Annotated in this window: 23 protein-coding genes; 7 read left to right on the top strand and 16 right to left on the bottom strand. The window is 70.5% G+C overall.

From position 1 onward, the window contains the following. Positions 1 to 115 precede the first annotated feature (115 nt). From DAI20_RS16075 to pyrG, 4 genes are all read right to left on the bottom strand, one after another. Positions 116 to 964, bottom strand: coding sequence for a ParA family protein (locus tag DAI20_RS16075; RefSeq protein ID WP_240606136.1), 849 nt, complete (start codon positions 962 to 964; stop codon positions 116 to 118). Between the two features lie 398 nt (positions 965 to 1,362). Then, positions 1,363 to 2,352: a site-specific tyrosine recombinase XerD gene (gene xerD / locus DAI20_RS16070; RefSeq protein WP_108252731.1), complete on the bottom strand. Its 990-nt coding sequence runs from the start codon at positions 2,350 to 2,352 to the stop codon at positions 1,363 to 1,365. A gap of 14 nt (positions 2,353 to 2,366) precedes the next feature. Beyond that, the gene (locus tag DAI20_RS16065; protein WP_108252729.1) at positions 2,367 to 2,987 is read right to left on the bottom strand and encodes an NUDIX domain-containing protein; all 621 of its coding nucleotides are present in this window, start codon (positions 2,985 to 2,987) and stop codon (positions 2,367 to 2,369) included. Between the two features lie 161 nt (positions 2,988 to 3,148). Continuing rightward, positions 3,149 to 4,861, bottom strand: coding sequence for a CTP synthase (gene pyrG / locus DAI20_RS16060; protein WP_438501991.1), 1,713 nt, complete (start codon positions 4,859 to 4,861; stop codon positions 3,149 to 3,151). Positions 4,862 to 5,064: 203 nt separating this feature from the next. Here pyrG and DAI20_RS16055 point away from each other — a divergent pair, with 203 nt between their 5' ends. After that, positions 5,065 to 5,460 carry a VOC family protein gene (locus tag DAI20_RS16055; RefSeq protein WP_108252725.1) on the top strand — a complete coding sequence of 132 codons (396 nt, stop codon included), beginning with the start codon at positions 5,065 to 5,067 and terminating at the stop codon, positions 5,458 to 5,460. A 95-nt stretch (positions 5,461 to 5,555) separates the two neighbouring features. Here the strand turns inward: DAI20_RS16055 and DAI20_RS16050 are convergent, their stop codons facing one another. Both DAI20_RS16050 and tyrS read right to left on the bottom strand, forming a co-directional pair. Then, complete coding sequence (locus DAI20_RS16050) at positions 5,556 to 6,074, bottom strand: adenylyl-sulfate kinase (protein WP_108252723.1); 519 nt, start codon at positions 6,072 to 6,074, stop codon at positions 5,556 to 5,558. 9 nt (positions 6,075 to 6,083) lie between these two features. After that, positions 6,084 to 7,415 carry a tyrosine--tRNA ligase gene (tyrS, locus tag DAI20_RS16045; RefSeq protein WP_108252856.1) on the bottom strand — a complete coding sequence of 444 codons (1,332 nt, stop codon included), beginning with the start codon at positions 7,413 to 7,415 and terminating at the stop codon, positions 6,084 to 6,086. A 242-nt stretch (positions 7,416 to 7,657) separates the two neighbouring features. On the opposite strand from tyrS, the gene DAI20_RS16040 reads away from it, so the two are divergent. Next, positions 7,658 to 8,323, top strand: coding sequence for a DNA-binding protein (locus tag DAI20_RS16040; protein ID WP_108252721.1), 666 nt, complete (start codon positions 7,658 to 7,660; stop codon positions 8,321 to 8,323). After that, positions 8,320 to 8,928: a hypothetical protein gene (locus tag DAI20_RS16035; RefSeq protein WP_108252719.1), complete on the top strand. Its 609-nt coding sequence runs from the start codon at positions 8,320 to 8,322 to the stop codon at positions 8,926 to 8,928. Before DAI20_RS16040 ends, DAI20_RS16035 begins: the two co-directional genes overlap by 4 nt. A gap of 81 nt (positions 8,929 to 9,009) precedes the next feature. Here the strand turns inward: DAI20_RS16035 and DAI20_RS16030 are convergent, their stop codons facing one another. The 4 genes from DAI20_RS16030 to DAI20_RS18625 are packed head-to-tail and all read right to left on the bottom strand — an operon-like array spanning position 9,010 to position 11,608. Beyond that, complete coding sequence (locus DAI20_RS16030) at positions 9,010 to 9,609, bottom strand: DNA-3-methyladenine glycosylase (RefSeq protein ID WP_438501990.1); 600 nt, start codon at positions 9,607 to 9,609, stop codon at positions 9,010 to 9,012. 10 nt (positions 9,610 to 9,619) lie between these two features. Beyond that, positions 9,620 to 9,769, bottom strand: coding sequence for a hypothetical protein (locus DAI20_RS18630; protein WP_159085101.1), 150 nt, complete (start codon positions 9,767 to 9,769; stop codon positions 9,620 to 9,622). Continuing rightward, the gene (gene argH, locus DAI20_RS16025; RefSeq protein ID WP_108252717.1) at positions 9,766 to 11,433 is read right to left on the bottom strand and encodes an argininosuccinate lyase; all 1,668 of its coding nucleotides are present in this window, start codon (positions 11,431 to 11,433) and stop codon (positions 9,766 to 9,768) included. The genes DAI20_RS18630 and argH overlap by 4 nt, the downstream gene beginning before the upstream one ends. A gap of 7 nt (positions 11,434 to 11,440) precedes the next feature. Further along, on the bottom strand, positions 11,441 to 11,608 hold the full coding sequence (locus DAI20_RS18625) for a hypothetical protein (protein WP_159085100.1): 168 nt from the start codon (positions 11,606 to 11,608) through the stop codon (positions 11,441 to 11,443). Between the two features lie 285 nt (positions 11,609 to 11,893). Between DAI20_RS18625 and DAI20_RS16020 the strand changes: the two genes are divergently transcribed. Beyond that, entirely contained in the window at positions 11,894 to 12,829 is a 936-nt protein-coding gene (locus tag DAI20_RS16020) for a ferritin-like domain-containing protein (protein ID WP_108252854.1), read from the top strand. A gap of 93 nt (positions 12,830 to 12,922) precedes the next feature. On the opposite strand, the gene argF is transcribed toward DAI20_RS16020, so the two are convergent. Further along, entirely contained in the window at positions 12,923 to 13,846 is a 924-nt protein-coding gene (gene argF, locus DAI20_RS16015; RefSeq protein WP_108252716.1) for an ornithine carbamoyltransferase, read from the bottom strand. A 128-nt stretch (positions 13,847 to 13,974) separates the two neighbouring features. Between argF and DAI20_RS16010 the strand changes: the two genes are divergently transcribed. Then, positions 13,975 to 14,760, top strand: coding sequence for an alpha/beta fold hydrolase (locus DAI20_RS16010; protein WP_108252714.1), 786 nt, complete (start codon positions 13,975 to 13,977; stop codon positions 14,758 to 14,760). A 50-nt stretch (positions 14,761 to 14,810) separates the two neighbouring features. Here the strand turns inward: DAI20_RS16010 and DAI20_RS16005 are convergent, their stop codons facing one another. The 3 genes from DAI20_RS16005 to DAI20_RS15995 form a co-directional block, all read right to left on the bottom strand. Continuing rightward, entirely contained in the window at positions 14,811 to 15,230 is a 420-nt protein-coding gene (locus DAI20_RS16005; RefSeq protein WP_108252713.1) for an ester cyclase, read from the bottom strand. 61 nt (positions 15,231 to 15,291) lie between these two features. Continuing rightward, complete coding sequence (locus tag DAI20_RS16000; protein ID WP_108252711.1) at positions 15,292 to 15,588, bottom strand: DUF503 domain-containing protein; 297 nt, start codon at positions 15,586 to 15,588, stop codon at positions 15,292 to 15,294. A gap of 67 nt (positions 15,589 to 15,655) precedes the next feature. Further along, positions 15,656 to 16,627, bottom strand: a complete 972-nt coding sequence (locus DAI20_RS15995) for a hypothetical protein (RefSeq protein WP_108252709.1) — start codon at positions 16,625 to 16,627, stop codon at positions 15,656 to 15,658. 102 nt (positions 16,628 to 16,729) lie between these two features. Between DAI20_RS15995 and DAI20_RS15990 the strand changes: the two genes are divergently transcribed. After that, complete coding sequence (locus DAI20_RS15990) at positions 16,730 to 17,362, top strand: TetR/AcrR family transcriptional regulator (RefSeq protein WP_159085099.1); 633 nt, start codon at positions 16,730 to 16,732, stop codon at positions 17,360 to 17,362. Positions 17,363 to 17,406: 44 nt separating this feature from the next. Further along, positions 17,407 to 19,164: an MDR family MFS transporter gene (locus DAI20_RS15985; RefSeq protein ID WP_108252705.1), complete on the top strand. Its 1,758-nt coding sequence runs from the start codon at positions 17,407 to 17,409 to the stop codon at positions 19,162 to 19,164. Between the two features lie 37 nt (positions 19,165 to 19,201). On the opposite strand, the gene DAI20_RS15980 is transcribed toward DAI20_RS15985, so the two are convergent. Next, the gene (locus tag DAI20_RS15980; RefSeq protein ID WP_108252703.1) at positions 19,202 to 22,732 is read right to left on the bottom strand and encodes a TM0106 family RecB-like putative nuclease; all 3,531 of its coding nucleotides are present in this window, start codon (positions 22,730 to 22,732) and stop codon (positions 19,202 to 19,204) included. A 336-nt stretch (positions 22,733 to 23,068) separates the two neighbouring features. Further along, positions 23,069 to 23,854 (bottom strand): hypothetical protein, encoded by a 786-nt coding sequence (locus DAI20_RS15975; protein WP_108252701.1) that lies wholly within the window; start codon positions 23,852 to 23,854, stop codon positions 23,069 to 23,071. Positions 23,855 to 24,579: the final 725 nt, after the last annotated feature.

The raw sequence follows: 24,579 nt of genomic DNA, 5'->3' as shown, positions 1-24,579 counted from the left end.
GTCGGGCCGAGCGGACGCGGCAGGCTCGGGCTCATGCCCCGCCTCATGCCCGGACTCGTGCCGGGGCAGGTGCTCCAGGGACCCGGTAGGGGACGCGGGCGCGATGCGCGACGCGTCAGGCGACGGCGCCACGCGAGATCAGTTCCCGCGCCACGGTGCGGTACGCCTTCGAGGCGGGGTGCTCGGGCGCGAACTCGATGATGGGCTTGCCCGCCACGCTCGCATCCGGGAACTTCACCGTGCGGCCGATCACCGTCTCCAGCACGCGGTCGCCGAACGCCTCGACGACGCGCTGCAGCACCTCGCGCGAGTGCAAGGTGCGGGAGTCGAACATCGTCGCGAGGATCGCGTCCAGCTCGAGCGCGGGGTTCAGCCGGTCGCGCACCTTGTCGATCGTCTCCACGAGCAGGGCGACGCCGCGCAGGGCGAAGAACTCGCACTCGAGCGGGATGATCACGCCGTGGCTGGCGGTAAGCGCGTTGACGGTGAGGAGGCCGAGCGAGGGCTGGCAGTCGACCAGGATCACGTCGTACTCGCCGCTGACCTTGCGCAGCACGCTGGCCAGGATCTGCTCGCGCGCCACCTCGTTGACGAGGTGCACCTCGGCGGCGGAGAGGTCGATGTTCGCCGGAATGATGTCGAGGTTCTCGACCTCGGTCTTGATGATCGCCTCGTGCGGGTCCTTGACGACGCCGAGCAGGAGGTCGTAGATCGTGACGGCGTCGTGCGTCTGCACGCCGAGGCCGGCCGAGAGGGCGCCCTGCGGGTCGAAGTCGACGGCGAGCACGCGGCGGCCGTACTTCGCGAGGGCGGCACCGAGGTTGATGGTCGTCGTGGTCTTGCCCACGCCGCCCTTCTGGTTGCAGAGCGAGATGATGCGCGCGGGACCCACGCCCTTCAGCGGGGCGGGTTCCGCGAACTCGGTGAAGGGACGTCCCGTCGGGCCGAGGACCGGGGCCTCCAGCCCGGGGAGCTCGGCGACACTTTCACCGCTTCGAGATACACCGCTTCGAGTCACACCGACGCCTTCGCTTGCCTGGCCGACCGTGAGGGGGGGTTGATCGACTCGTTCGATTGTAACGGGGAGGTGACGCCGCACCGGTCTCCCGCGCGGGCGACGGTGATCATGCCGGCCTGAACCCGATCGGTGCCTCCGAAACCGACCCGAGTCCGCGAGCGCGTCACCCACGGTCCCTGAGCTCGTCGAAGGGACGTGGCGTTCCTCGTCCTGTTCCGAATTCAGGTTCAGTTGCGACACGCCGCGTCTCGAGGCGCTCAGATACGGCGTGTCGCAGCACAGCCTGAATTGCGAACGGTGGAAACAGGACAGAGCGAGCGGGCGGGGGCAGGGGCTAGACCCGCTCAGCCCCGGGCACGGGGGTGGGACGTCGTGTACATGTCGCGGAGGGTGTCCGCGGTGACGAGCGTGTAGATCTGCGTGGTCGCGACCGAGGAGTGCCCCAGCAACTCCTGGACGACACGCACGTCGGCCCCGCCGGCGAGCAGATGCGTCGCGAACGAGTGGCGGAACGTGTGCGGCGAGATCTCGACCTCCAGCCCGGCCCGCTCCGCGGCCGCCCGGATGATGAGCCACGCGTTCTGCCGCGACATCCTCGCCCCGCGCCGGCCGAGAAACAGCGCCGGCGTCGGCCTGCCCCTGCCCGAGAGCGCGGGGCGCACGCGCACGAGGTAGGCGTCGAGCGCCGTCCGGGCGAAGCGACCGACGGGTACGAGACGCTGCTTGTCGCCCTTCCCCGTCACGCGGATCATGTCGCCGGGCAGCGTGTCGACCGCATCGCCGTCCGCGCCGCCGTCGGCTCCGCTGTCCTCACCGAGGCTCATCACGTCATCGACGTTCAGCCCGACGACCTCGGAGATGCGCGCGCCGGTCGCGTAGAGCAGCTCGAGCAGGGCGTGGTCGCGGATGGCGAGCGGATCGTCCCCCTCGGTGGCGGCGAGCAGGCGCTCCATCTGCTCGATCGTGATCGCCTTCGGCAGCCTGCTCGCGAGCTTCGGCGGCTTCACCTCGCGGGCGACGTCCTCCCCCACGAGGCCCTCCTCGAGCAGGAAGCGGTGCAGGCTCCGCACGGAGGACAGCATCCGGGCCGTCGAGGACGCGGTGAGCGCCCCCTCCCCGCGGAGCGCGCCGGAGAACGCGGACACGTCCGTCGACCGGACCCCGGCGGGATCCGTGGTGCCGCGCTCCTCGAGGAAGAGCCGGTAGCGGTCGAGGTCGCGCCGGTACGCGGCGACGGTGTTCGCGGAGAGTCCCCGCTCCACGGTGACGTGGCGCAGGTACCGGTCGATGACGGCCGCGAGGGGCGACGCGGTCCCCCGGTCCGTCGCGGTCATGGAACTCCCGCCGGTCAGGATGCGGTGAGCTTGCGGTGCCGCGGCCACGGCTGGTCGGCCGCGCCGAGCGTCGACCAGTTGCGGGAGCGGGCGATCGACGCCTCGAGGATGGCGATGGTCGTCGACGGGTTGTGCAGCCGGCGCGCGAGCACGGCGTCCAGCGCCTCGTCGAGGGGGACCCAGCGCTTCTCCATGTCCGCCTCCTCCTCGGCGCGGTCGAAGACCTCGGTCGCGTCGGTGAGGCCACGGGCGAGGTAGATGCGGATGATCTCGTCGCTTCCGCCTGGCGAGGTGTGGAACTCGCTCAGCAGGTCCCACTCGCTCGCGACCAGGTCGGCCTCCTCGGCGAGCTCGCGCTTGGCGGCGTTCAGGGGATCCTCGCCCTCGACATCGAGCAGCCCCGCCGGGATCTCCCACATGCGGTGGCGCACCGGGTGCCGGTACTGCTTGATCATGAGCACCTCGCCCGCGTCGTTTAGGGCGAGGATGGCGACGGCACCGGTGTGGTCGACGAAGTCGCGGGTGAGGTCGCTGCCGTTGTACTCGAACACCTCGCGGCGCACGTCCCAGACCTTGCCCTCGAACACGGTCTCGCTGGAGGTGACGGTCGGGTCGAACGCCTCGTCTTCGATCATGCTGCAGTGCTCCTTCGTGTCGGCCGGATTCGACGCTAGCCCCTTTGCCTATCCGGCGGCGGACTCCGCCATGCCGAACAGGCGGCTCTCGCGGTAGCTGAGCCCGTCGAAGCGACGCCGTCGATGTGACGTCCCTTCGACAGGCTCAGCACCGCTGATCGCTATTCGGCGGCGGACTCCGCCACCTCGAAGAGGCGGCTCGCGTTCTGGCGGTCGAGGGCGGCGCCGACGAGCCCGCGGAACAGCGGGTGCGCGTGGTTCGGGCGCGACCGCAGCTCGGGGTGCGCCTGCGTCCCGATGTAGAACGGGTGCACCTCGCGGGGCAGCTCCACGTACTCCACGAGCTGGCCGTCGGGCGAGAGGCCGGAGAACCAGAGGCCGGCGTCGGCGATCTGCTGGCGGAAGTGGTTGTTCACCTCGTAGCGGTGGCGGTGACGCTCGGACGCCTTCGGGGCTCCGTAGAGCTCGGCGGCGATGGAGCCCTCCGCGAGCTCGGCCTCGTACAGGCCGAGGCGCATGGTGCCGCCCAGGTCGCCGCCGGCGAGGATGTCGACCTGCTCCGCCATCGTGGCGACGACGGGCTGGGGCGTTCCGGGGTCGAACTCGGAGGACGACGCCTCGAGGAGCCCGGCCTCGTTGCGCGCGTACTCGATGACCATGCACTGCAGGCCGAGGCACAGGCCGAGCGCCGGGATGCCGTTCTCGCGGGCGAAGCGCAGCGCGCCGAGCTTGCCCTCGATGCCGCGGACTCCGAAGCCGCCGGGCACGCAGATGCCGTCGAGGTCCGCGAGCTGCTTGCTCGCGCCGTCCGGGGTCTCGCACTCGTCCGACGGGACCCAGCGCAGCTTGACCTTCGTCTGGTGGGCGAACCCGCCTGCGCGCAGCGCCTCGGTGACCGAGAGGTAGGCGTCGGGCAGGTCGATGTACTTGCCGACCAGGCCGATGGTGACCTCGTGCTTCGGGTCGTGCACCGCCTCGAGGATGCGGCTCCAGCCCTCCCAGTTCACGTCGCTCGCGGTGAGGCCGAGCTGGTTCATGATGTAGGCGTCCAGGCCCTGCTCGTGCAGCATCGCGGGGATGTCGTAGATGCTCGGCACGTCGACGGCGTTGACCACGGCGGCCTCGTCCACGTCGCACATGAGCGCGATCTTGCGCTTGTTGCCCTCGGAGACGGGGCGGTCGCTGCGCAGCACGAGCGCGTCCGGCTGGATGCCGATGGAGCGCAGCGCGGCGACGGAGTGCTGCGTCGGCTTCGTCTTCTGCTCCCCCGACGCGTTCATGAACGGCACGAGGGAGACGTGCACGAAGAACGCGTTGCCGCGGCCGAGCTCGTGGCGCACCTGGCGCGCGGACTCGATGAACGGCTGGCTCTCGATGTCGCCGACCGTGCCGCCGATCTCGGTGATGATCACGTCGGGCTGCGGGTCGTCCGTCGCCTGCAGGCGCATGCGGCGCTTGATCTCGTCGGTGATGTGCGGGATGACCTGCACGGTGTCGCCGAGGTACTCGCCGCGGCGCTCCTTGGCGATGACCGTCGAGTAGATCTGACCCGTGGTCACGTTCGCGGCCTGGTTGAGGTTGATGTCGAGGAAGCGCTCGTAGTGCCCGATGTCGAGGTCGGTCTCGGCGCCGTCGTCGGTCACGAAGACCTCGCCGTGCTGGAACGGGTTCATCGTTCCCGGGTCGACGTTGAGGTACGGGTCGAGCTTCTGCATCACGACGCGCAGGCCGCGCGCGGTGAGAAGGTTGCCGAGGCTGGCCGCCGTCAGGCCCTTACCGAGGGAGGAGACGACACCGCCCGTCACGAAGATGTGCTTGGTGATCTTCTGGTTCGTCGTCGTGCTCGTCTGGTCCGCGCTCGTAATATCCGCCACGGGCTTCAATCCTAACCGGGAACCGGCGCTCCCCGGTGCCCTACCGAGCGCGAGTCCTCTCACAGCGGAAACCGCGACCCCCATCCCCACCCGTGAGGTGCCCGAATCGGACCTGTTTTGGCCGAAATCGGGTCCGAAGTGGGCACCTCACGAGGAAGGGATCGGGTCTTGAGGGAGCGGGGGCCGCACGGGAGACTGGCCGCGTGAGCGACGACGACACGACAGCGGCCACCCGTCCCCTTCTGCGCTTCCACGCGACGGTGCTCGACTCCCCCGACGCGGGCGAGCTCGCCGCCTTCTACCGGCGGCTGCTCGGCTGGGAGACCCGCAGCGAGGAGGAGGGCTGGGTCACGCTCAGCGCTCCGGACGGCGGGGCGGGCCTCTCGTTCCAGACCGAGGACCACTACGTGCGACCCGTCTGGCCCGCCGGCCCCGGCGACCCACAGATGTCGATGCATCTCGACATCCAGGTGGACGACCTGGATGCGGCCAGCGCGCACGCGGTCGCCGCCGGCGCGACGGTCGCGGAGTTCCAGCCCCAGGACGACGTGCGGGTGCACCTCGACCCGGCGGGCCACCCGTTCTGCCTCTTCCTTTAGCCTCGGGGCCCTTCACCCCAGCATGAGGTGCCCGAAACGGACCTGTTTTGGCCGAAATCGGGTCCGAAGTGGGCACCTCACGGGTGGGTGAGGTGTTATTGGGGCCAGGAGGCGGCGCGGAGCACCGCGGCGACCGCGTCGGCGACCGAGAGCGCCGTGACGTCGACAACGGAGTCCTCCACCGCCGCGGACTCGAGGATCGCCTGCAGCTCGCCCGAACGGTCCAGGTGCCAGGACAGGGACGAGCTCTCGAGCGCGTGCCGCCCGGCGAAGCGCTGCCGGACGACGGCGAGGTCGACGTCCAGCCGGCACACCTTCAGGTCCCCGCCGAGCACGTGCTCGTATCCCGCGCGGCCGTCGAGGGTCTCGATGACGCCGGCCAGCACGAGGTGGGTGACGCCGACCTGCCGGTAGTTCGCGACCACGGCCGCGAGGTTCCGCAGCTCCAGGGCCGAGTTGAACGGGTCGTCCGCGGGCGCCGGCCAGGCGTCGCGAAGGGCGTCGAGGTCGATGATCGCGTGCGGGATGCCCTGGTCGCGGAGCACCGCACCGATGGCGCCGGCCACCGTGGTCTTGCCCGCACCGACGGTGCCGTTCAGGAACAGCGTGCGCACAGGATCCCGCTACTCGACGAAGATGCCGGCGAGCGTCTTCTTGCCACGGCGCAGCACGGCGAAGCGATCCGCGAGCAGGGCGCCCTCGAGCGTGGCCTCGGCCGACGCGACCTTCTCGTTGTTCAGGTACACGCCGCCCTCGCTCACCGCGCGGCGTGCGGCGCTCAGGCTGGGCGTGAGCCCGGTCGAGACGAGGAGGTCCGCGACCGTCGTGTCGCTCGGCACCGTGGCGTTCGGCAGTTCCCTCAGCGCGGCCGACAGCGTGTCGGCGTCGAGCGCGGACAGGTCGCCCTGGCCGAACAGCGCCTGCGACGCCGCGATCGCGGCCTCGGTGGCCGGCACCCCGTGCACGAGCGCGGTGGCCTCCCAGGCCAGCGCGCGCTGCGCCTCCCGGCGGAAGGGCTCCGTCGCCACGGCCTCCGCCAGGCGCTCGATCTCGGTGCGCGGCAGGAAGGTGAAGATCTTGAGGCGGTCGATCACGTCGGCGTCGTCGGTGTTGAGCCAGAACTGGTACATCGCGTACGGGCTGGTCATGGCGGGGTCGAGCCAGACGGCGTTCCCCTCGCTCTTGCCGAACTTCGTGCCGTCGGAGTTCGTGATCAGCGGCGTGCCGATGGCCTGCACGCTCACGCCCTCCGCGCGGTGGATGAGGTCCGTGCCGCTCGTGAGGTTGCCCCACTGGTCGCTTCCGCCGGTCTGGAGCACGCAGTCGTAGTTGCGGTACAGCTCGAGGAAGTCCATTCCCTGCAAGATCTGGTAGCTGAACTCGGTGTAGCTGATGCCGTGCTCCGAGTTGAGGCGCGCGCTTACCGCATCCTTCTTGAGCATCGTGCCCACCCGGAAGTGCTTGCCGACCTCGCGCAGGAAGTCGATGGCCGACATCGGAGCCGTCCAGTCGAGGTTGTTCACGATGCGCGCCGCGTTGTCGCCCTCGAAGCTCAGGAACTTCTCGATCTGGCCCCGCAGGTAGCTGACCCACTCGGCGACGGTCTCGCGGGTGTTGAGGGTGCGCTCGGCGGTCGGCTTCGGGTCGCCGATGAGGCCGGTCGAGCCCCCGACGAGCCCCAGCGGCTTGTGCCCGGCGAGCTGCAGGCGGCGCAGCAGCAGGAGCTGCACGAGGTTGCCGAGGTGCAGGCTGGGCGCGGTCGGGTCGAAGCCGCAGTAGTACGTGACGGGCGGGCCGGCCAGCAGGGTGCGCAGGGCCTCCGCGTCCGTGGAGACGTGGACATAGCCACGCCAGACGATCTCCTCCCAGACATCGGCGAACGACGGGTCGTTCTGCTGGCGCGAGAGAACATCGGAGGCGGGTGTCGACACGACACAGCAGACTACCAGCGGCATCTCCACCGGCAGGGCGGCGCACTCCTCGGCGAAGGCGTGACGACCACGGGCGCTGTCGGTGGTGGGTGGCACCATGGATGCCATAAGGGGAACCGCACGGAAGTTGCGGACAGGGGCGTCACGTGATGTGGGCGATAGGGGATGCAGCGGATCAAGTCTGCGGCATTGATTCCAGCGAATCAATGCCATAGCCTTGATGTGCGCGCATCAAGCCTGCATCATTGACGCCGAGGGGAGGCAGCGTGTTCGTCGTCACCGCGGACCAGAAGGACAGCAGGTCCGACGTCGACCGCGCCCAGGGCGTGCTCGACGACCTGAATCGTCGCTTCGGCGCCGTGCTCGAACTGCCCGTCGACCGCACGGCCGGTGACGAGGTGCAGGCGCTGCTTCCCCGGGCATCAGACGCACTGGCGATGGTCCTCGACCTGACCCGGCGCGAGCACTGGAGCGTGGGACTCGGCATCGGCCGCGTCCGCACCCCCCTTCCCGCCGACACCCGCGCCGCCACCGGCGAGGCCTTCATCGCGGCGCGCGACGCCGTGGACGCCGCCAAAAGGTCGCCGACGCGGTTCGCGCTCGCGGTCGAGGGCGGCGAGGGCAGCGCGGGCGGCGAGGCCTCCCCCGGAGCCGCGCCCGACGCCGTCACCCCGGACGAGGTGGAGGCCATGATCACGCTCCTCCTGCTCGCCCGCGACCGCCGCACCGAGCAGGGCTGGGAGGTCGCGGACCGGATGGCCGCGGGCGTCACCCAGCGCGACGTCGCCGCCGAGCTCGGCATCACACCTCAGGCGGTCAGCACGCGCCTGCGGACCGCCGGCTGGCGGACGGAGCAGGCCGCGCTCCCCGGCCTCGCTAAACTCCTCGCACACCTCGACACCGCAGTCACCCGGAAGGACGACACCGCATGACCACCTTCCCGTTCGGCCTCATCGATGCCGTCCTCTGGCTGTTCCTGATCCTCGGCGCAAGCGCGTCGGTGGTGCTCGCGATCCTCGTGAACCGGAGGCCGCAGCAGCGGCCGCTCGTCTACGCGATGGCCGGCGCGCTGCTCGCGACGCTGCTGCTCGCGACCATGCTGCCGATCTCGCCGAACGCGGCCGCCGGCGGCATCCTCACGATCCTCATGATCTTCCTCGCCGTCGCGGGCGGCGGCGCGGTCGTGACCGCCGTGCTCGACATCGCGACCGGCGGCAGCGTGCTCGGCGGCACGCACGGCGGCATCCTGGTCGCGGCGAACGCCCACGGGGCCGGCGACCTCGAGGCCGCGCGGCAGCCGAAGCGCGAGGTCATGCGCGGCGGGGTGACCATCGGCATGCTCGAGCGCCTGTCGGTGGCCGCGGTCATCGTCGCGGGGTATCCGGAGGGGCTCGCGGTGATCATCGCCATCAAGGGCGTCGGACGCTTCAGCGAGCTCGGCGAGGCCGCCGAGGCGCGCGAGCGGTTCATCATCGGCACCCTGGTCAGCTGGCTCTGGGCGTCCACCTGCGCCGGGGTCGTGCTCCTCACGCGCTGACCCCCGGCACTCACTGACCCGCACTCGCCGCGCGTTCGCGATGTGCCCGCACTCGCAACTCGCTGCGCTGCGGGGCAAGCGTCAGTGCGAGTTCTTGTGGCGGCGGTACGGGGACACCGTGGGGTCGCCCGGGATCCAGAACCGCCACGCGTAGTCGGCGGAGCCGCCCGCGCCGGACACGCCGACGCGCGGGCCGGTCTCGTGGGCGACCGGATGCGCGGGCAGCTCGAGCGCGAACGGCGGCCGCTCCAGGCTCAAGCCGCCGTCGGCGAGCGTGATGCCGAGCGCGACGGTCAACCGGGCGGGACCCCGGGCGAGGTCGCGTTCGGGGACGGACCCGCCACGGCGAGCGCGCGCCGCCTCGATGCCGTCCACGACCTCCCCGGCGCGGATCAGCAGCCCGGAGGCCGTGCCCTCGGGCGAGCAGACGATGTTCGCGCAGGTGTGCATGCCGTAGGTGAAGTACGTGTACAGGTGGGCCGGCGGGCCGAACATGACAGCGTTGCGCTTGCCTCGGCCGCGGAAGGCGTGCGACCCCGGGTCCTTCTCGCCGAGGTACGCCTCGAGCTCCGTGATCCGCAGCGAGACGGGTCCCTCGGCCGTCTCATGCGTGAGGACGCCGCCCAGCACCAGCGGCGCCGCCTCGAGGGCGGGCCGCTCCAGCAGCTCCGACAGGCGCACGGACCGGGGCCTAGAAGAAGCGGCCGGCGGCGAGGCTGCTGATCACGACGTAGAGCAGCACGACCGTCGCGATGACGACGGCGGCCGTCACCAGCCAGGAGCGCTTGCCCCGGGGATCGCCCGCGCCACCGGATCCGCGGCGGTCGCCGGACAGCGTCATCCGCGCGTCTCGAGCTGGGCGGAACCGAACGCCGGAGCGGACCCCAGCACGCGCACCCGCTCGGTCAGCTCCGCGAGCTGCTCGGCGACGCGATTCGTCGCCGTGCCCCCGACGCCGTCGCGGCTGTCGACCGAACCGCGCACGTTCAGCACGGCGCGCACCTCGGGCGTCAGGTGGGGCGAGATGTCGAGGAGGTCGTCGTCGCTCACCTCGTCGAGCTCGATGCCGCGCTCCTCGGCGAACCGCACCAGCTCACCCGTGATCTCGTGGGCGTCGCGGAACGAGACGTGCTGCTTCACGAGCCACTCGGCCACGTCCGTGGCGAGCGAGTAGCCCTGCGGCGCGAGCTCCGCCATGCGCTCGGCGTTGAACTCGAGCGTCTCGATCATCCCGGTGAAAGCGGGTAGCAGCACCTCGAGGGTGAGCACGGAGTCGAAGACGGGCTCCTTGTCCTCCTGCAGGTCGCGGTTGTAGGCGAGCGGCAGTCCCTTGAGGGTCGCGAGGAGGCCGGTGAGGTTGCCGATCAGGCGTCCCGACTTGCCGCGCGCGAGCTCGGCGATGTCCGGGTTCTTCTTCTGGGGCATGATCGAGGATCCGGTGGAGAAGGAGTCGCTCAGGCGCACGAAGCCGAACTCCTTCGTGTTCCACAGCACGATCTCCTCCGCCAGGCGCGACATGTCGATGCCGATCTGCGCGGTGATGTAGGCGAACTCGGCGACGACGTCCCGGGCAGCCGTGCCGTCGATGCTGTTCTCGGAGCTGCGGGCGAAGCCGAGGTCACGGGCCACGGCAGAGGCGTCGAGGCCGAGCGTGCTGCCGGCGAGCGCGCCGGATCCGTAGGGCGAGACGTTGGCGCGCGCGTCCCAGTCGCGCAGGCGCTCGAGGTCGCGGACAAGGGGCCAGCAGTGCGCGAGCAGGTGGTGGGCGAGCAGGACGGGCTGAGCGTGCTGCAGGTGCGTGCGGCCGGGCAGGATGACGCCCTCGTTCGCGTCGGCCTGCGCCGCGAGCGCGTCGATCAGCTGGATAACGAGGCCGTAGATGGTCGCCGCGTGGTCGCGCAGGTAAATGCGGACGAGCGTGGCGATCTGGTCGTTGCGACTCCGGCCGGCGCGCAGCTTGCCCCCGAGCTCCGGCCCGGCGATGGCCATGAGCCCGCGCTCGAGCGCCGAGTGCACGTCCTCGTCGTCCGGCTCGGGCAGGAAGCTGCCGTCCTGCACGGCGGCCAGGAGGGTCTCGAGCGCGTCGATCATGCGGTCGCGGTCGCTGCGGCTGAGGTACCCGGCCTCGGCGAGCGCCCGGGCGTGCGCGATGGAGCCGGCGATGTCGTAGGGCGCCAGCTGGAAGTCGAACTGGGTGGACCGGCTGAGCTCGACCAGCTCCGGGGCGGGTCCGCCCGCGAAGCGTCCGCCCCACAGGGCTCCGGCCGCGCCGGCGCGGTTGCCCGCGGACGGCTCGTCGCCGTCCTCCACGGGGTCCGCGTCAAGATCCGCGTCGAGATCCGCACCGAGGTCCGCGTCCTGGAGCTCGTTCTCGGGGTCGAGCACGCCCTCGTCATACAGACCCGTGTCGGCCTCGATCTCGGTGCCCGCCTGGATGTCCAGGCGCGGTTCGCCCTCGTGCCCCTGCGCCCCCGCGCCAACCCCGGACTCGACGTCGTCGGTCATGCCGCTCCTACTCCTGCGCGCCGGCGAGCTCGCGCCGCGCCGGGGTCCTGCTCAGCACCGACGAGCTCGATGAAGCCCTCGATAGTGACTGGTCGAATGTGTGGGTGTCGTCGGTCGCGAGATCGCCGGGAACGAAGCGCCGAGTGTTCTCGATGAACGCGGTGCGTTCCGCCATGGTTCTCCTTCTGCTTCCTCTGCCTGAAGGATTCTATGCGCCCTCTCGCCGGGGCCCGTCGCCACGGTTCGCCGGAGAGCGCCGAGGTCGGCGGCGCCGGCCTTCGCCTCAGCTCACCAGCGAGCGGCGGGCAAAGCCCCCGGTTGCAGGAGAGGCGGCACCTCGGAATTCCTCCGACTTCCAAACCATCTTCCCCCTCTGCTCCGAACAGTCACCGCTGGCGCCGTCAGTGATGCCGTTGGGGGAAACGCATTTCTCGTGAATTCAGAGTCGATGGAGAACATCATGTTTGACCAGGCATTCATCCGTAACGCGATCGACCGGAGCGCCGAGACCAAACTCGACCGCCGCAACATGCTCATCGCCGCGGGAGTCGTGGGACTCGGCGCGGGAGCGTCCATCCTCGGACCCGTCTCGGCCGCATCCGCCACGACGTCGGGCTCGCCGGCGATCAGCGACGCGTCGATCCTCAACTTCGCGCTCAACCTCGAGTACCTCGAGGCCGAGTTCTACCTCCGCGCCGTGACCGGCTACGGCCTCTCCTCCGACCTCGTCTCCGGTACGGGAAAAGCCGGTGGTGTCTCCGGCGGGCGCAAGGTGGCCTTCCAGACGACGGCGATCCGCAAGTACGCGGAGGAGATCGCCGCGGACGAGAAGGCCCACGTTGCGTTCCTTCGCGCCGCCCTCGGGTCGGCCGCGGTTGCCCGCCCCGCGATCGACATCGACGCGAGCTTCACATCGGCCGCCGTGGCGGCCGGTCTGATCAAGCCTGGCGAGAGGTTCGACCCGTACGCGAACGAGCGTAACTTCCTGCTGGGCGCATTCGTCTTCGAGGATGTCGGGGTCACCGCGTACAAGGGCGCGGCGCCCTTCATCACGAACAAGACCTACCTCGAGGCTGCGGCCGGCATCCTCGCCGTTGAGGCATACCATGCCGCGACAGTACGCAGCAGTCTGTACGCGATGGGCCTCACCCAGCCCGCGCATGCGATCTCGATCGCGCGGGACAGTCTGGATGGCCCGATGGACCTCGACCAGGGGCTCACGCGTGACGGCGGCAACGCCAACATCGTGCCGACGGACCGCAACGGCATCGCGTTCAGCCGCTCGCCCGGCCAGGTGCTGAACATCGTCTATCTCAACCCGGACGCGGTGAAGTCCGGCGGATTCTTCCCCGCCGGTGTCAATGGCGAGTTGAACACCAGCGCCGACAACGCCTGACCCGGAGGACGCGGTGGCGGGATGCGCTGATCCTCACGCCGCCGGGGATCACGGAGGTCGGGCGCTGCACGCGGCGCCCGGCCTCTTCCGGGCTCAGGACTGGCGCAGCAGCCAGACGAGCAGCGCCTTCTGGGCGTGCAGGCGGTTCTCCGCCTCGTCCCAGATGACGGATCGCGGCCCGTCGATGACCTCGGACGCGACCTCGTAGTCCCGGTCGGCGGGGAGGCAGTGCAGGAAGATGGCGTCGTCCTTCGCCGCGGCCATGGTCTCGGTCGTCACCTGGTAGGAGCCGAGCGCCGCGATCCGCGCCGCCTTCTCCTCCTCGAAGCCCATGGAGACCCAGGTGTCCGTGACCACGACGTCCGCGCCGTGCACGGCCTCGGTCGGGTCGGTGAGCACGGCGACGGATCCACCGGTGCCGCTCGCGATCCGCTCCGCGTCGGCCACGACGTCCGCGGCCGGGGTGTAGCCCTCGGGTGCCGCCACGCGCACGTGCATGCCCGCGGTCGCCCCGGCGAGCAGGTAGGACTGCGCCATGTTGCTCGCCCCGTCGCCGAGGAAGGTGACTGTCTGCCCGGCGAGGTCGCCGCGGTGCTCGCGGATCGTGAGCAGGTCGGCGAGCAACTGGCAGGGGTGGAACTCGTCGGAGAGCGCGTTGACGACGGGCACGGTCGTACCGTGCGCCATCTCCTCCAGCCCGGACTGGCCGTAGGTGCGCCAGACGATGGCCGCCACCTGCCGCTCGAGCACGCGGGCCGTGTCGGCCGCGGTCTCCTTGCCGCCCAGCTGGCTGTTCGCGGTCGAGATGATGAGCGGGTTCCCCCCGAGGTCGGCGATGCCCACCGCGAAGGAGACGCGGGTGCGGGTGGAGGACTTGTCGAAGATCACCGCGACGGTCTGCGGCCCGGCGAGCGGCTTCTGCGCGAATCGGTCTCGCTTCAGCTCCGTGGCAAGGTCGAGGATCTCGGCCTGCTCGGCCGGGGTCAGGTCGTCATCACGGAGGAAGTGCCGAGTCATCTCATCGCTTTCGCTCGGGAACGGGAAACGACCAGCCTACGGGGTGCGCCCCGCCGCGGATTCGCCGCTGTCCCTGGTGCCGGCGGTGCTGGTGGTGCTGTCAGACCCGCCCGACATAATCGGGAGGCATGGGCTGGTTCGATCGGTGGCGCAGGCCGCGCACTCCCCCGCTGCACGTCGCCATCGATGAGGGCTCGGGCCCCGTGGTCGTGCTGGTGCACGGGATCGCGTCGTCGTCGGTGACCTTCGAGAACCTCGTGCCGCTGCTCACGGACCGGCACCGGGTCATCGCCATAGACTTGCTCGGATTCGGCGAGTCGGTGGCGCCGGAATCGGCGACGTTCACCATCGAGGAGCACGTCGACGCCCTGAGCGACACGCTCGACGCCCTGGCGCTGAGAAGTCCCTTCGTGCTGGTCGGTCACTCCATGGGCAGCCTGATCGCCAGTCGCTACGCGGCGACCCACTCGAAGCGGGTGCGCAAGCTCGTGCTCGTCGCGCCTCCCGTCTACGTCACCCCGTCCGCGCTCGGCGACCCGGTGGAGCGGGCCGCGATGGGCCTCTACCTCAAGGCGTACGAGTACCTGCGGACCAACAAGACCTTCACCATGCGCAACGCGGCGATGCTCGCGCGACTCTCCCCCATCAAGAACGTGCTCGAGGTGAGCGAGCGCAACTGGACCGCGTTCGTGCTGTCGCTCGAGAAGGCGATCGAGTCGCAGACGACGGTCAGCGACATCGCGTCGGTGAAGGTGCCGGTCGAGGTCGTCTACGGCACCCTCGACCCGTTCCTCATGCCCGGCGGCCTCCGCATCATCGAGCAGATGCGGCACGTGACGGTGCACAAGGTGGACGGCAACGACCACCTCGTGCGCAGGCGTCTCGCCCGGGTGATCGCGGTGGCCGTCGGCTGACCCGGCCGGCGCGTGCGGCGTTGCACACCGGTCGCTGGAAGACCCGGCCGCTAGGACCCGATGTCGACGAGGCCGAGCTGCTGGAGCATACCCAGCTGGTCTGTCGACCCCCAGCGCTCCACGAGCATGCCGTCCTCGAACCGCCCCACCTGGATGCCGCGGACCGACATCCGCTTGCCGGTCGGCGCGATGCCCATCAGCGGACCGGAGTGCGTGCCGGTCACCGTGAGGGTGACCACGACGGTGTCGTCGTCCGCCACGAGCGACTCCAGGTCGATCGAGAGGTCGGGGAACGCGGCGAGGAAGCCGCTCCAGAACTGCTTGATCCCGGCGACCCCGGGCTCCTGTCCCGGCGCGGGGTCGTGATCGACGACGTTCTCGTGGAACACCTCGTGCAGGCGGTCCACCTCCTTGGCCGCGATGATCTCGCCGAGTCGTGACTGCGCCTGGATGTTCCGTTCCCTGGACATGCGTTCCCTCCCACCGGTGCGGGCGCGGGGCGCGCCCCGCGTCCATGCCTACACCCGGGGGCTACTCGTCGTCATCGGTCCGGTACTGCCGATGCGCCGACAGCAGCTCGATCTCGGGTCGCGCCGCGACGAAGCGCTCGACCTCGTCGAGCACCTCCACGAGGTGCCGCCCGTCCGCGGCGACCACGGCGACACCGATGGCGCTCCGACGGTGCAGATCGAGGTGCCCGACCTCGGCGACGCTGATCGAGAACCTGCGCTTCACCTCGGCGATGATGGGCCGCACGAGCGAGCGCTTCTCCTTGAGCGAGTGCACGTCGCCCAGCAGGATGTCGAACTCGATCCAGCCGATCCACATGCCTCCAGGATGGCACCGGCGCGCCGGCGCACGCGCGGTCGAGGGGAACGGACGCCCCAGGCCGCGGTCAGACGAGCCGGGCGACCGCGGCGCGTGCGAGCTGGCAGGCGGGACCCCAGTGCAGGCCGGCCCAGGGCGGGAAGCTCGGCGGATCCGTGTCGAGCCCGCCGATGCGCGCGTGGCCGGCCCAGTTGAGTACGTCGACCGTGCGCGCGGCCTCGGCGAGGGTGTTGCGCGGGCGGTGATCCGGTTCGGGCGAGTTCAGCCGCAGGCGCGCGCCGACCGAGTCGATGGTGTCCCCGAAGCTGCGGTCGAGGGTCGCCCGTCCCGCCGCGGTGAGCAGCAGCACGAGCAGCGCCGCCTCCCGTCCGCCCGGCGTCCGCTCGAGGGGCAGACACCCGGCGACGTGGTCCCACAGAGCGGCCGGCGACTCCCGCAGCTCCGCCCCGCGGCGGGTCACGACGAGCGCGGGCCCCTCCGTGCGGACAAGGCCCATGGCGGTCGCCGCGGAGCGGACCCGGCGCACGGGGTGCTGCGGCGTGGCCGCGGCACCCTCGCCTTTCCACGTGCCGATGGGATCGATGTCGAGCATGATGAGCGCGACGGCGTACTCCGACAGCGGACCGGGTCCGGCGAGCGGCAGGCCGCGGTCGCCGAGGCGGGTGAGGAACGCGCGCAGAACGGTCGTGCCGTGCTCCATGTCGTCGAGGTCGAGGCTCTCGTCCTCATCGGCGAGCGCCGCGTCCCGGCACTCCGCGATGAGCCCGTGGTCGCGATCGTCCGCCCTCGCGACCAGGCCGTCGAGCGGGGACGTGCCCGGCCACACGTCGAGACCGACCTCGACCACGAGGCCGCCCACCCGCTCGCGCGGGGGTTCGTCGCGCGCCTCGTTCCGTTCCCGGCCGGTCACGTCGTCGGGCGCCGGAACCGGATCGGGACCGAAGAGCTCGCGCAGCTTGCGGTCTTCGGAGTGCCGCCGGAACGCGTCCAGATCGACGACGTTGCCGTCCCCCTGCTTCTGCTTCCCGGTCCCCGCCATCCACTCCAGCCTAGGGCGAGGGTCTTGCCGCCGTCGGGGATCATCCCCACGTCGGCGAGCGCGTTGTTGCACTATTGACCTGATAGTGCAACACTGCAGAACGTGCAGGCAGACGAGCAGGAGCGGACCGACGCCCGGTCGCGGCGGCGGGCGCAGAGCCGTCTCGCGGTCACGACGCTGGCCCGTCGCCTGACCGCGGAGCGCGGCCTCACCGGCTTCACCGTGGACGAACTGTGCGAGCAGGTCGGCATCTCACGCCGCACCTTCTTCAACTACTTCGACACCAAGGAGCAGGCCGTCATCGGCCAGCACGAGGACTGGCTCGACGAGCCCGCCGTCGCGGTGTTCCTCGCCGCGCGGCCGGACGGCCTGGTGGGGCTCTCCCCCACTCTCATGGCCGATCTCGCCGAGCTCGCGATCACCCACATGCACCTGGTCGGCGTCACCCCGGAGGAGGCGCGGGAGTTCATCGCCGCCGTGGACCGGGAGCCGCAGCTCCTCCGGGCTTTCATGAACGCTAACGCGGAGCAGGAACGCCGCCTCACCGAGCTCGTCGCCCGCCGCGAGGGGCTACCGGCCGACGATCCCCTGGCGCAGACCGCGGTCGTGCTGATCGGCGGCCTCGTTCGCCGCAGCGCCGAGACCTTCTTCACCCCCGGCAACGCCGAGCCCTTCGACGTGCTGCTCCGCCGCCACCTGGCCGCGGCACAGGCGATTTTCGCCGCCGCCCCCTGACCCACAAGACACGAGACACGAGACACGAAGGAAGACCGCACCCGATGGCATCCCCGACCCCGCGGACGGCAAACCCCGCCGCCGCGCCCATCCTGCTCACCCAGAAGCGCATCTGGATCATCTTCGCGGCGCTCATCGCCGGCATGCTGCTCTCGAGCCTCGACCAGACCATCGTGTCCACCGCCATGCCGACCATCGTGGGCGAACTGGGCGGCGTGGAGCACCAGGCGTGGATCACCACGGCCTACCTGCTCGCCACGACGATCGTCATGCCCGTGTACGGCAAGTTCGGCGACGTGCTCGGCCGGCGGCGGCTCTTCCTCGTCGCGATCGCCCTGTTCACGCTGGCCTCGGTCGGCTGCGCGTTTGCCACCGACTTCTGGGGGTTCGTCACGTTCCGCGCCCTGCAGGGCCTCGGCGGCGGCGGCCTGATGATCCTGTCGCAGGCGATCATCGCCGACATCGTGCCCGCCTCGGAGCGCGGCAAGTACATGGGACCCCTCGGCGGCATCTTCGGGCTGTCCGCCGTCGGCGGGCCCCTGCTCGGCGGCTTCTTCGTGGATCACCTCACCTGGCAGTGGGCCTTCTACATCAACATCCCGATCGGCATCGCCGCGTTCGCGATCGCCTGGGTCACCCTGACCCTGCCCAACAAGCGCGCGACACAGAGGATCGACATCGCCGGCGTCGTGCTGCTCTCGATCGCGACGACGTGCCTCATCTTCTTCACCGACTTCGGCGGCGACGCGGAGTTCGGCTGGGACGCCTGGCAGACCTGGGCCTTCGGCGCGGGGCTGCTCCTCTCCGCGGTCGGGTTCGTCTGGACCGAGTCCCGGGCCGCGGATCCGATCATCCCGCTCGCGCTCTTCCGCAACCCGATCTTCGTCAACGCGACCGCGATCGGCCTCACCCTCGGCCTCGGCATGTTCTCCGCGATCGCGTTCGTGCCGACGTTCCTGCAGATGTCGTCCGGCACGTCGGCGGCCGCATCCGGCCTGCTCATGCTGCCGATGATGGTCGGCCTGATGGGGACGTCCATCTGGTCCGGCATCGCGATCAGCCGCAGCGGCAAGTACAAGATGTACCCGCTGCTCGGCACGCTGATCACGGCGGTGGCCATGATCGCGATGACCACCCTCGCGGCGGACACGCCGATCTGGCTGATCTGCGTCTACCTGTTCTTCTTCGGCGCGGGCCTCGGCCTCATCATGCAGGTCGTGGTGCTCGTCGTGCAGAACGCGGTCAGCCCCGGGATGATCGGCACGGCGACCAGCACGAACAACTACTTCCGCGAGGTGGGCGCGTCGCTCGGCGTCGCCATTTTCGGCACGATCTTCACGAACTCCCTGTCCGAGAAGCTCACCGACGTGTTCGTGTCGGCCGGGGCTCCCGCGGCGGAGGCGGGCGACGCCACCGCGACGCTCGACCCGCAGACGCTGAACGAGCTGCCCGGGCCCATCCGCGACGGGGTCGTCGCCGCCTACGCCGACTCGCTCGCGCCCGTGTTCTGGTATCTCGTGCCGTTCATCCTGCTCGCGTTCCTGCTCGCCCTGTTCCTCAAGCAGATCCCGCTGTCCGACACCTCCGGCATGGTGGCGCGCGGGGAGGCCATCGGCGGCGAGGAGGCGGAGCGCCTCGAGGCCGAGCGCCTGGAAGCCGAGCGCGCCGGGCGTGCCGGGAGCGCTGGGCGTGCCGAGCGCGAGGTGCGCGACGAGCATGACCTGGAGGCCGAGCGCGCTGGGCGTGCCGAGAGCACTGAGCGGGCCGAGATCGATCGCACCGAGGAGACCGCCGGCCGGTAGTCCGACCTTTTCCTCGCGGCGAGCGCCGCCGCCCCTCCTACCGGGAGAGGGCGGCGGCGCTTCGCTGTTCCGGGACGCTCGCCGGCCCGAAAGCGTCGGTGTCACCCGCGGAGCCAGCGCGACCGGCGGCGACCGACGCGGGAGCCGGATCGATCGGGTCCGCCTCACCCACCAGCTCGAGAAAGGCGCTCAGCTGGGACAGGGCCATCGGGTTGCGGGGCAGGTAGTCGGTGAGGGCCGGCGAGTACAGCAGGTAGGCGGCGAACTGCGCGCGCGAGATCGCCACGTTCAGCCGGTTCTGCAGCAGCAGGAACTCGATCCCGCGCGGCACCTCGTCGGCTGACGAGGCCGCGAGGGACACGATCGCGACCGCTGCCTCCCTGCCCTGGAACCGGTCGACGGTGCCTACCGACACCTCGGGCAGACCCGCCGCGGCCAGCCGCTCGCGGATGAGCTCCACCTGCGCGTTGTACGGCGCGACCACGATGATGCCCTCCTGCGGCAGCGGCGCCGTTGCCCCGTCGATGCTCCAGGCCCGGCCGACGAGCGAACGCGCGATCTCCACGACCCGGTCCGCCTCCTCCGGCGACGAGGTCGCGTTCAGCTCGTGCGGCACGGGAAGGACGTGCAGCCCCGGCTCCACGCCCTCGAGGTGCCGGTAGCCCGCGACCGAGCGCAGCTGCCCCTCGTAGGACAGCCGCGAGACGGGCTCGCACACCGCCGGGTGCATGCGCCAGCTCGCCGCGAGGAAGTAGCCGAGCTCCGGCGGCAGCACGTCGTGCCCGTCGCTGAGCCAGCCGAGGGCGGACTCGTCGACCGGCTCGGGGTGGCTCGCCTGGCTCACCTGCGGCAGCTGCTGCGGGTCACCCAGCAGGAGCAGGCGCTGCGCGCCCATGGATGCCGCGATCGTGCTGGCGAGCGAGAACTGGCCGGCCTCGTCGATCACGAGCAGGTCGAGCGAGCGGCGGGGCACCTGGCCGGGGTTGCTGAAGTTCCACGCGGTGCCGCCGAGCACACGGCCGCCTGGCTCGGTGATCCAGTTGGCGACCGACGAGATGTCGAGGTTCGTCCACGGCACCTCCTGGTTGTCGCCCTCCTTCGGGCGCTTGCCGATGCGCGAGGGGTCGAGTCCGGCGTCCACGATGGCCTTCAGCATGTTCTTCACGGTCTCGTGCGACTGAGCCACGACGCCGACGCGCCAGCCGTGGTTCAGCACGAGGTCCGCGATGACGCGGGAGCCGGTGTAGGTCTTGCCGGTGCCGGGCGGGCCCTGCACCGCGATGTAGGACCGGTCGAGGCGCAGCAGGCTGTCCCGGATGGCCGCGATGACCTCGCCGCCCTCCTCGGCGACGGGAACGGGCACGACGGCGCCGGGAACCGCACGCGGCGGCAGGCGACGCAGGATGTCCATGGCCGGGTCCGGCATCATGCCGGGCAGTGCGTCGAGCACGCCTCGGCCCCACTGAGCGATGGCGCCGACCTGCGAGCCGGGGTTCGGCGGCGGCGACGGAGCCAGCGCTATGGGCAGCTGGTCGTAGGGCTCGCCCGAGCGCGAGAGCTTCTCCTCGATCAGGTATTCCGGGCCCTCGACCGCGACGATCCGGGCGCGGTTGTGCGCGTAGCGGCTGCCCGGTTCGCGGTTCTCGTCCCCGGGCGGGTACGGCTCGTCGTACAGCACGAAGGGGCGGTCGTCGGCCTTGAGCGAGCTGCCGGGCGCCACGGTGCCCGTGACGCGGAGCAGCCGCGAAGGGGCGCTGCGCTCGTTCTCGCGCTGCCAGTCGCGCTCGACGCGGGTCACCGATCCGTCGATCACCAGCACGTCGCGGACGTCGGCCCACTCGTCGACGGGGGCGCGCAGGCGGTCGAAGTGCTCCTGCCAGAACTTCTTGCCCTCACGTCGGTGGTAGTCGATGGCGGCGGACGCGAGCGCGAGCGCCGTGTCGTCCGTGGTCCTGTCGGCGTGCTGGATGGTCTTCACCCGCGCGTCCAGCTCGAGGTACACGTCGCTCGGGTCGCGCAGCGTCGGCATGAGCAGCTCGACATCCGGGGCGGATGCCGGCGGCACGTTGTTCTCCTCGGCGCGCGCGAGCAGCCAGTCCCGGAGCCGGAGCGTGGAGACGCAGTCGTACCGGTTGTAGCGGCCGATGTCGTCGAGCTTCGCCTGCGCCTCGGCGAGCGCGCCGTTGCGGAACAGCCGCCGGGACTCCGCGTACTCGGTGATGGAGTCCGCCGCGTTGTCCACGCCCTCGCGATGCTCGTCCCCCATGTAGAGCGGCTCGAGCTTCTTGAGCGAGTAGCTGTGCGAGCCGACCCGCATGCTCTTCTTGACGATCGGGTAGAGGTCGACGAGCAGGTGCGCACGCAGCAGCTCGTCGACCTCCTCCTCCGCGACGCCGTGCCGGGCGGCGATGGACAGCAGGTGGACGCGCTCGTAGGCCGCGTAGTGGTAGATGTGCATGCCCGGGTACTTCTGGCGGCGATCCCGCACGTAGGCGAGGAAGTCGAGCAGCGCCTGACGCTCCTCGGCGTAGTCATGCGCCCAGAACGCGCGGAACGTCTCGTCCCGCTCCACGAGACCGAACAGGTAGTCGAGGCCCCACTCCGGGCCGGTCTGCTCGCTGTAGAGGGGGTCCCCCTCGAAGTCGAAGAAGATGTCGCCCTCGTTGGGCTCGGGCAGCGCGCCCAGGGCGAGCGGGTTGAAGACCTCGTAGGGCAGGCCGTCCTGCGTCTGCAGCCGGGCCTGAGCCCGCAGGCCGGCGAGCGTCGTCTCCGCCATGCCGGCCACCGGCTCGGTGCTGCTTGCGAGCGCGTCGATCGTGGTGACCCCGGCGTCGGTCAGGTGCTTGCGCTGGCTCATCCGCATGCCGGCGACCTGGAGCACGTCGCGGTGCAGCTCGACCTGCTGCTTGCAGGCGGCGCAGCGCCCGCAGACGGTGTAACGCGGGTCGCCCCACTCGGTTGCGACGCCCTCGGCCAGCCGCTCGTCGAACTGATGCTGCAGTCGCGCACGGCGACGGCGGAACACCGGCAGGATGTCGCGGATGCGGTGCGTGCTGGTGCGCCCGTCGCCGAGCAGCAGGTGCACGTGCTCGCCGATGGGGATGCCCAGCCGCTCGAGCTGGTCGCTGTACGCGGCGAGCTGGAGGAGCGCCGTGATCTTCGCGCTGCGGGCGAGCTTCGTGTCGTACACCTCGTAGGCGCCGTCCTCACCGCGGAGGATGAAGTCCGCGTAGCCGAGGAACCGGCCGTCGAAGAAGGTCGCCTGGAACAGGGCGTCGGCCCCGGCGCGGAGGGCGCGCTCGCTCTCCGCCGCCGCCTGGGCGAGCTCGGTCTTCTCCGGACGCTCGAACTCCACGACCTCGCGGGTCTTCCGCAGCTCGTCGAGGGTGCGCCGCTCGTGCACGTCGCCCAGGACGGCTGCCCGCGCGAGCATCGGGTCGTCCTCCTCATCGACCGGGTCGACGCGGCCGAGCTTGGCGTCGAGGGCGCGCATGAGCGCCCACTCGCACTTGGCGGCGTTGGTGAGGTCCGTCGCGCTGTAGATGACGGTGTCGTGCAACAGGAACACGCGTACCTCCGGGTCTAGGGACCTTTCACGTTACCTGCGACCACCGACACCCACCCCACGGCGGCACCCCGGCCGCCCGGTACCGCCCTGTGGAGGAAGGGTCGGCCGGGTGACCAACGCAGGCTCCCGGTGCCCAGCACAGGCTTCACCATGCGGGCTGCCGCGCCATCGTCGACAGCCGGGGCGACCATCACACGGTCCCTGAGCCTGTCGAAGGGACGCACGGTTCCTGGTCGATCGAAGCACGTCACGTCGCTTCGACAAGCTCAGTGACCGTAGGGTCTCGGCGACCGTAGGGGCTCGGCGACCGTAGGGGCTCAGCGACTCGGTGCGTCCCTAGGGCGCCACCGTGCCGGCTGAGCCGACCGTGATCACCCCGGAGTCGCTGGCGTACTCGGCGCTGACGCCGTGCTCACCGCCGGAAATGCTGATTGTGTAGGCACGCAGATCCGCCGAGGGCGCGTAGTCCAGTCGGCTTCCGGGCGGCAGTGATCCCAGCAACTCTCCGGTGGGCAGGAGCACTGTCGTGCCGTCCGTCGTCACGGCGAGCGAGGGCGGCCACGTTCCCTGACGCGCCGCGTAGGAGTCCAGGGTCCCCGCGATCACCTGCATGGACTGGAGGAAACTGTCCCGCTCGGCCTGCTCCTCCGCGGACATGGTGGCGGGCTCCTGCTCCGGCACGCCGAGGGGCTGCAGGGCAACGGACTCGCCGCGCGCGCTCGCGTCCAGGGAGAAGGTCACCAGCCCGCCCAGCATCAGCACCGTCCCGACGAGACCGAGGGTGATGCCGAAGTACGGCGCGACCACGCTGCGCGACCGGCCCTCGTACTTCAGGCGCAGCGCGTGCCAGCCGTAGGCGATGGCCACGATTCCGACGAGGGAGAAGACGTAACGGCCACGCTCGTCCGCGTTGTCCAGCTGCGGAGCGAGGGCGAAGACCGCCGCCGCGACTCCCAGCACGAGTGAGACCCACGGGGCCAGCCGATCCCGCCAGGAACGCGGATAGGCGACGCGGGACGCCGAGCGCCGCGGCGACTCACCGGGGCAGTAGCTCCGATCGTCGTAGTAGTCGTTCGAGGGCGGCGGGGACCAGTCGCGCGGCCCCGATTGCTGACTGATCACCCTCGTATTCCCCCTGCTGATGCCGCGACCGCACCAGTCAACCCGAGTCCGCGACCACGACGGCAGTCCCCGTACGGGGAGGGGGGCGCCGGCGCACGCCCCTCCCAGGGTGGTGCCGGCGGATGCAATTGGCCTACGTCCCGCAACCGGTGGCGACCATCACGGACCCTGAACTTGTCGAAGGGACACACGTCTCCTGATCGGCCGGAGCGCGCCACGTCGCTTCCGCCGAACACCTCAAAGCCGCGATCTTGTACGGCGCCGCGCTCATGAACTGGCGCAAAGCACACGCCGAAGGCACCGAGGAAACGTTCAACGCCACCACCCGAGCGACCCTCATCCACCGCTTAAACGACTGGGCAACCCAAGCCCGATCACGGCTTGAGCAGTACGAAGACTTCAGGCGCACCGCCAGCGACGTCGCTCCGTGGCGGATACCCCTCGCGAAGTTCCGCGACTCCGGCCCGGCTCCCCGTCGTCGGAAATCACCGGCTAGCCAGTAGCGAGGGGCCATCCCCTCGCGCTCATCCGCACCGCTGAGTTCAAGCTGCAAACCGAACTCGCCCCAGAAACCGCTGGATCCGCGGTACGAAAGCAACGCTAAAACGTTTGGATGGTGGTTCGTTTTCTCGGGAGACAGCGTCCAGGCATGAGGACGCATCCGCGACTTGTTATTCCGATCCTTCTCGCAGCTTCACCCGAGGTGATCGACCGGCTGGCAATCA

It is taken from the genome of Planctomonas deserti (assembly GCF_003067705.1).
Taxonomy (GTDB): Bacteria; Actinomycetota; Actinomycetes; order Actinomycetales; family Microbacteriaceae; genus Planctomonas; species Planctomonas deserti.
This window is presented reverse-complemented; position numbering and strand designations above follow the sequence as displayed.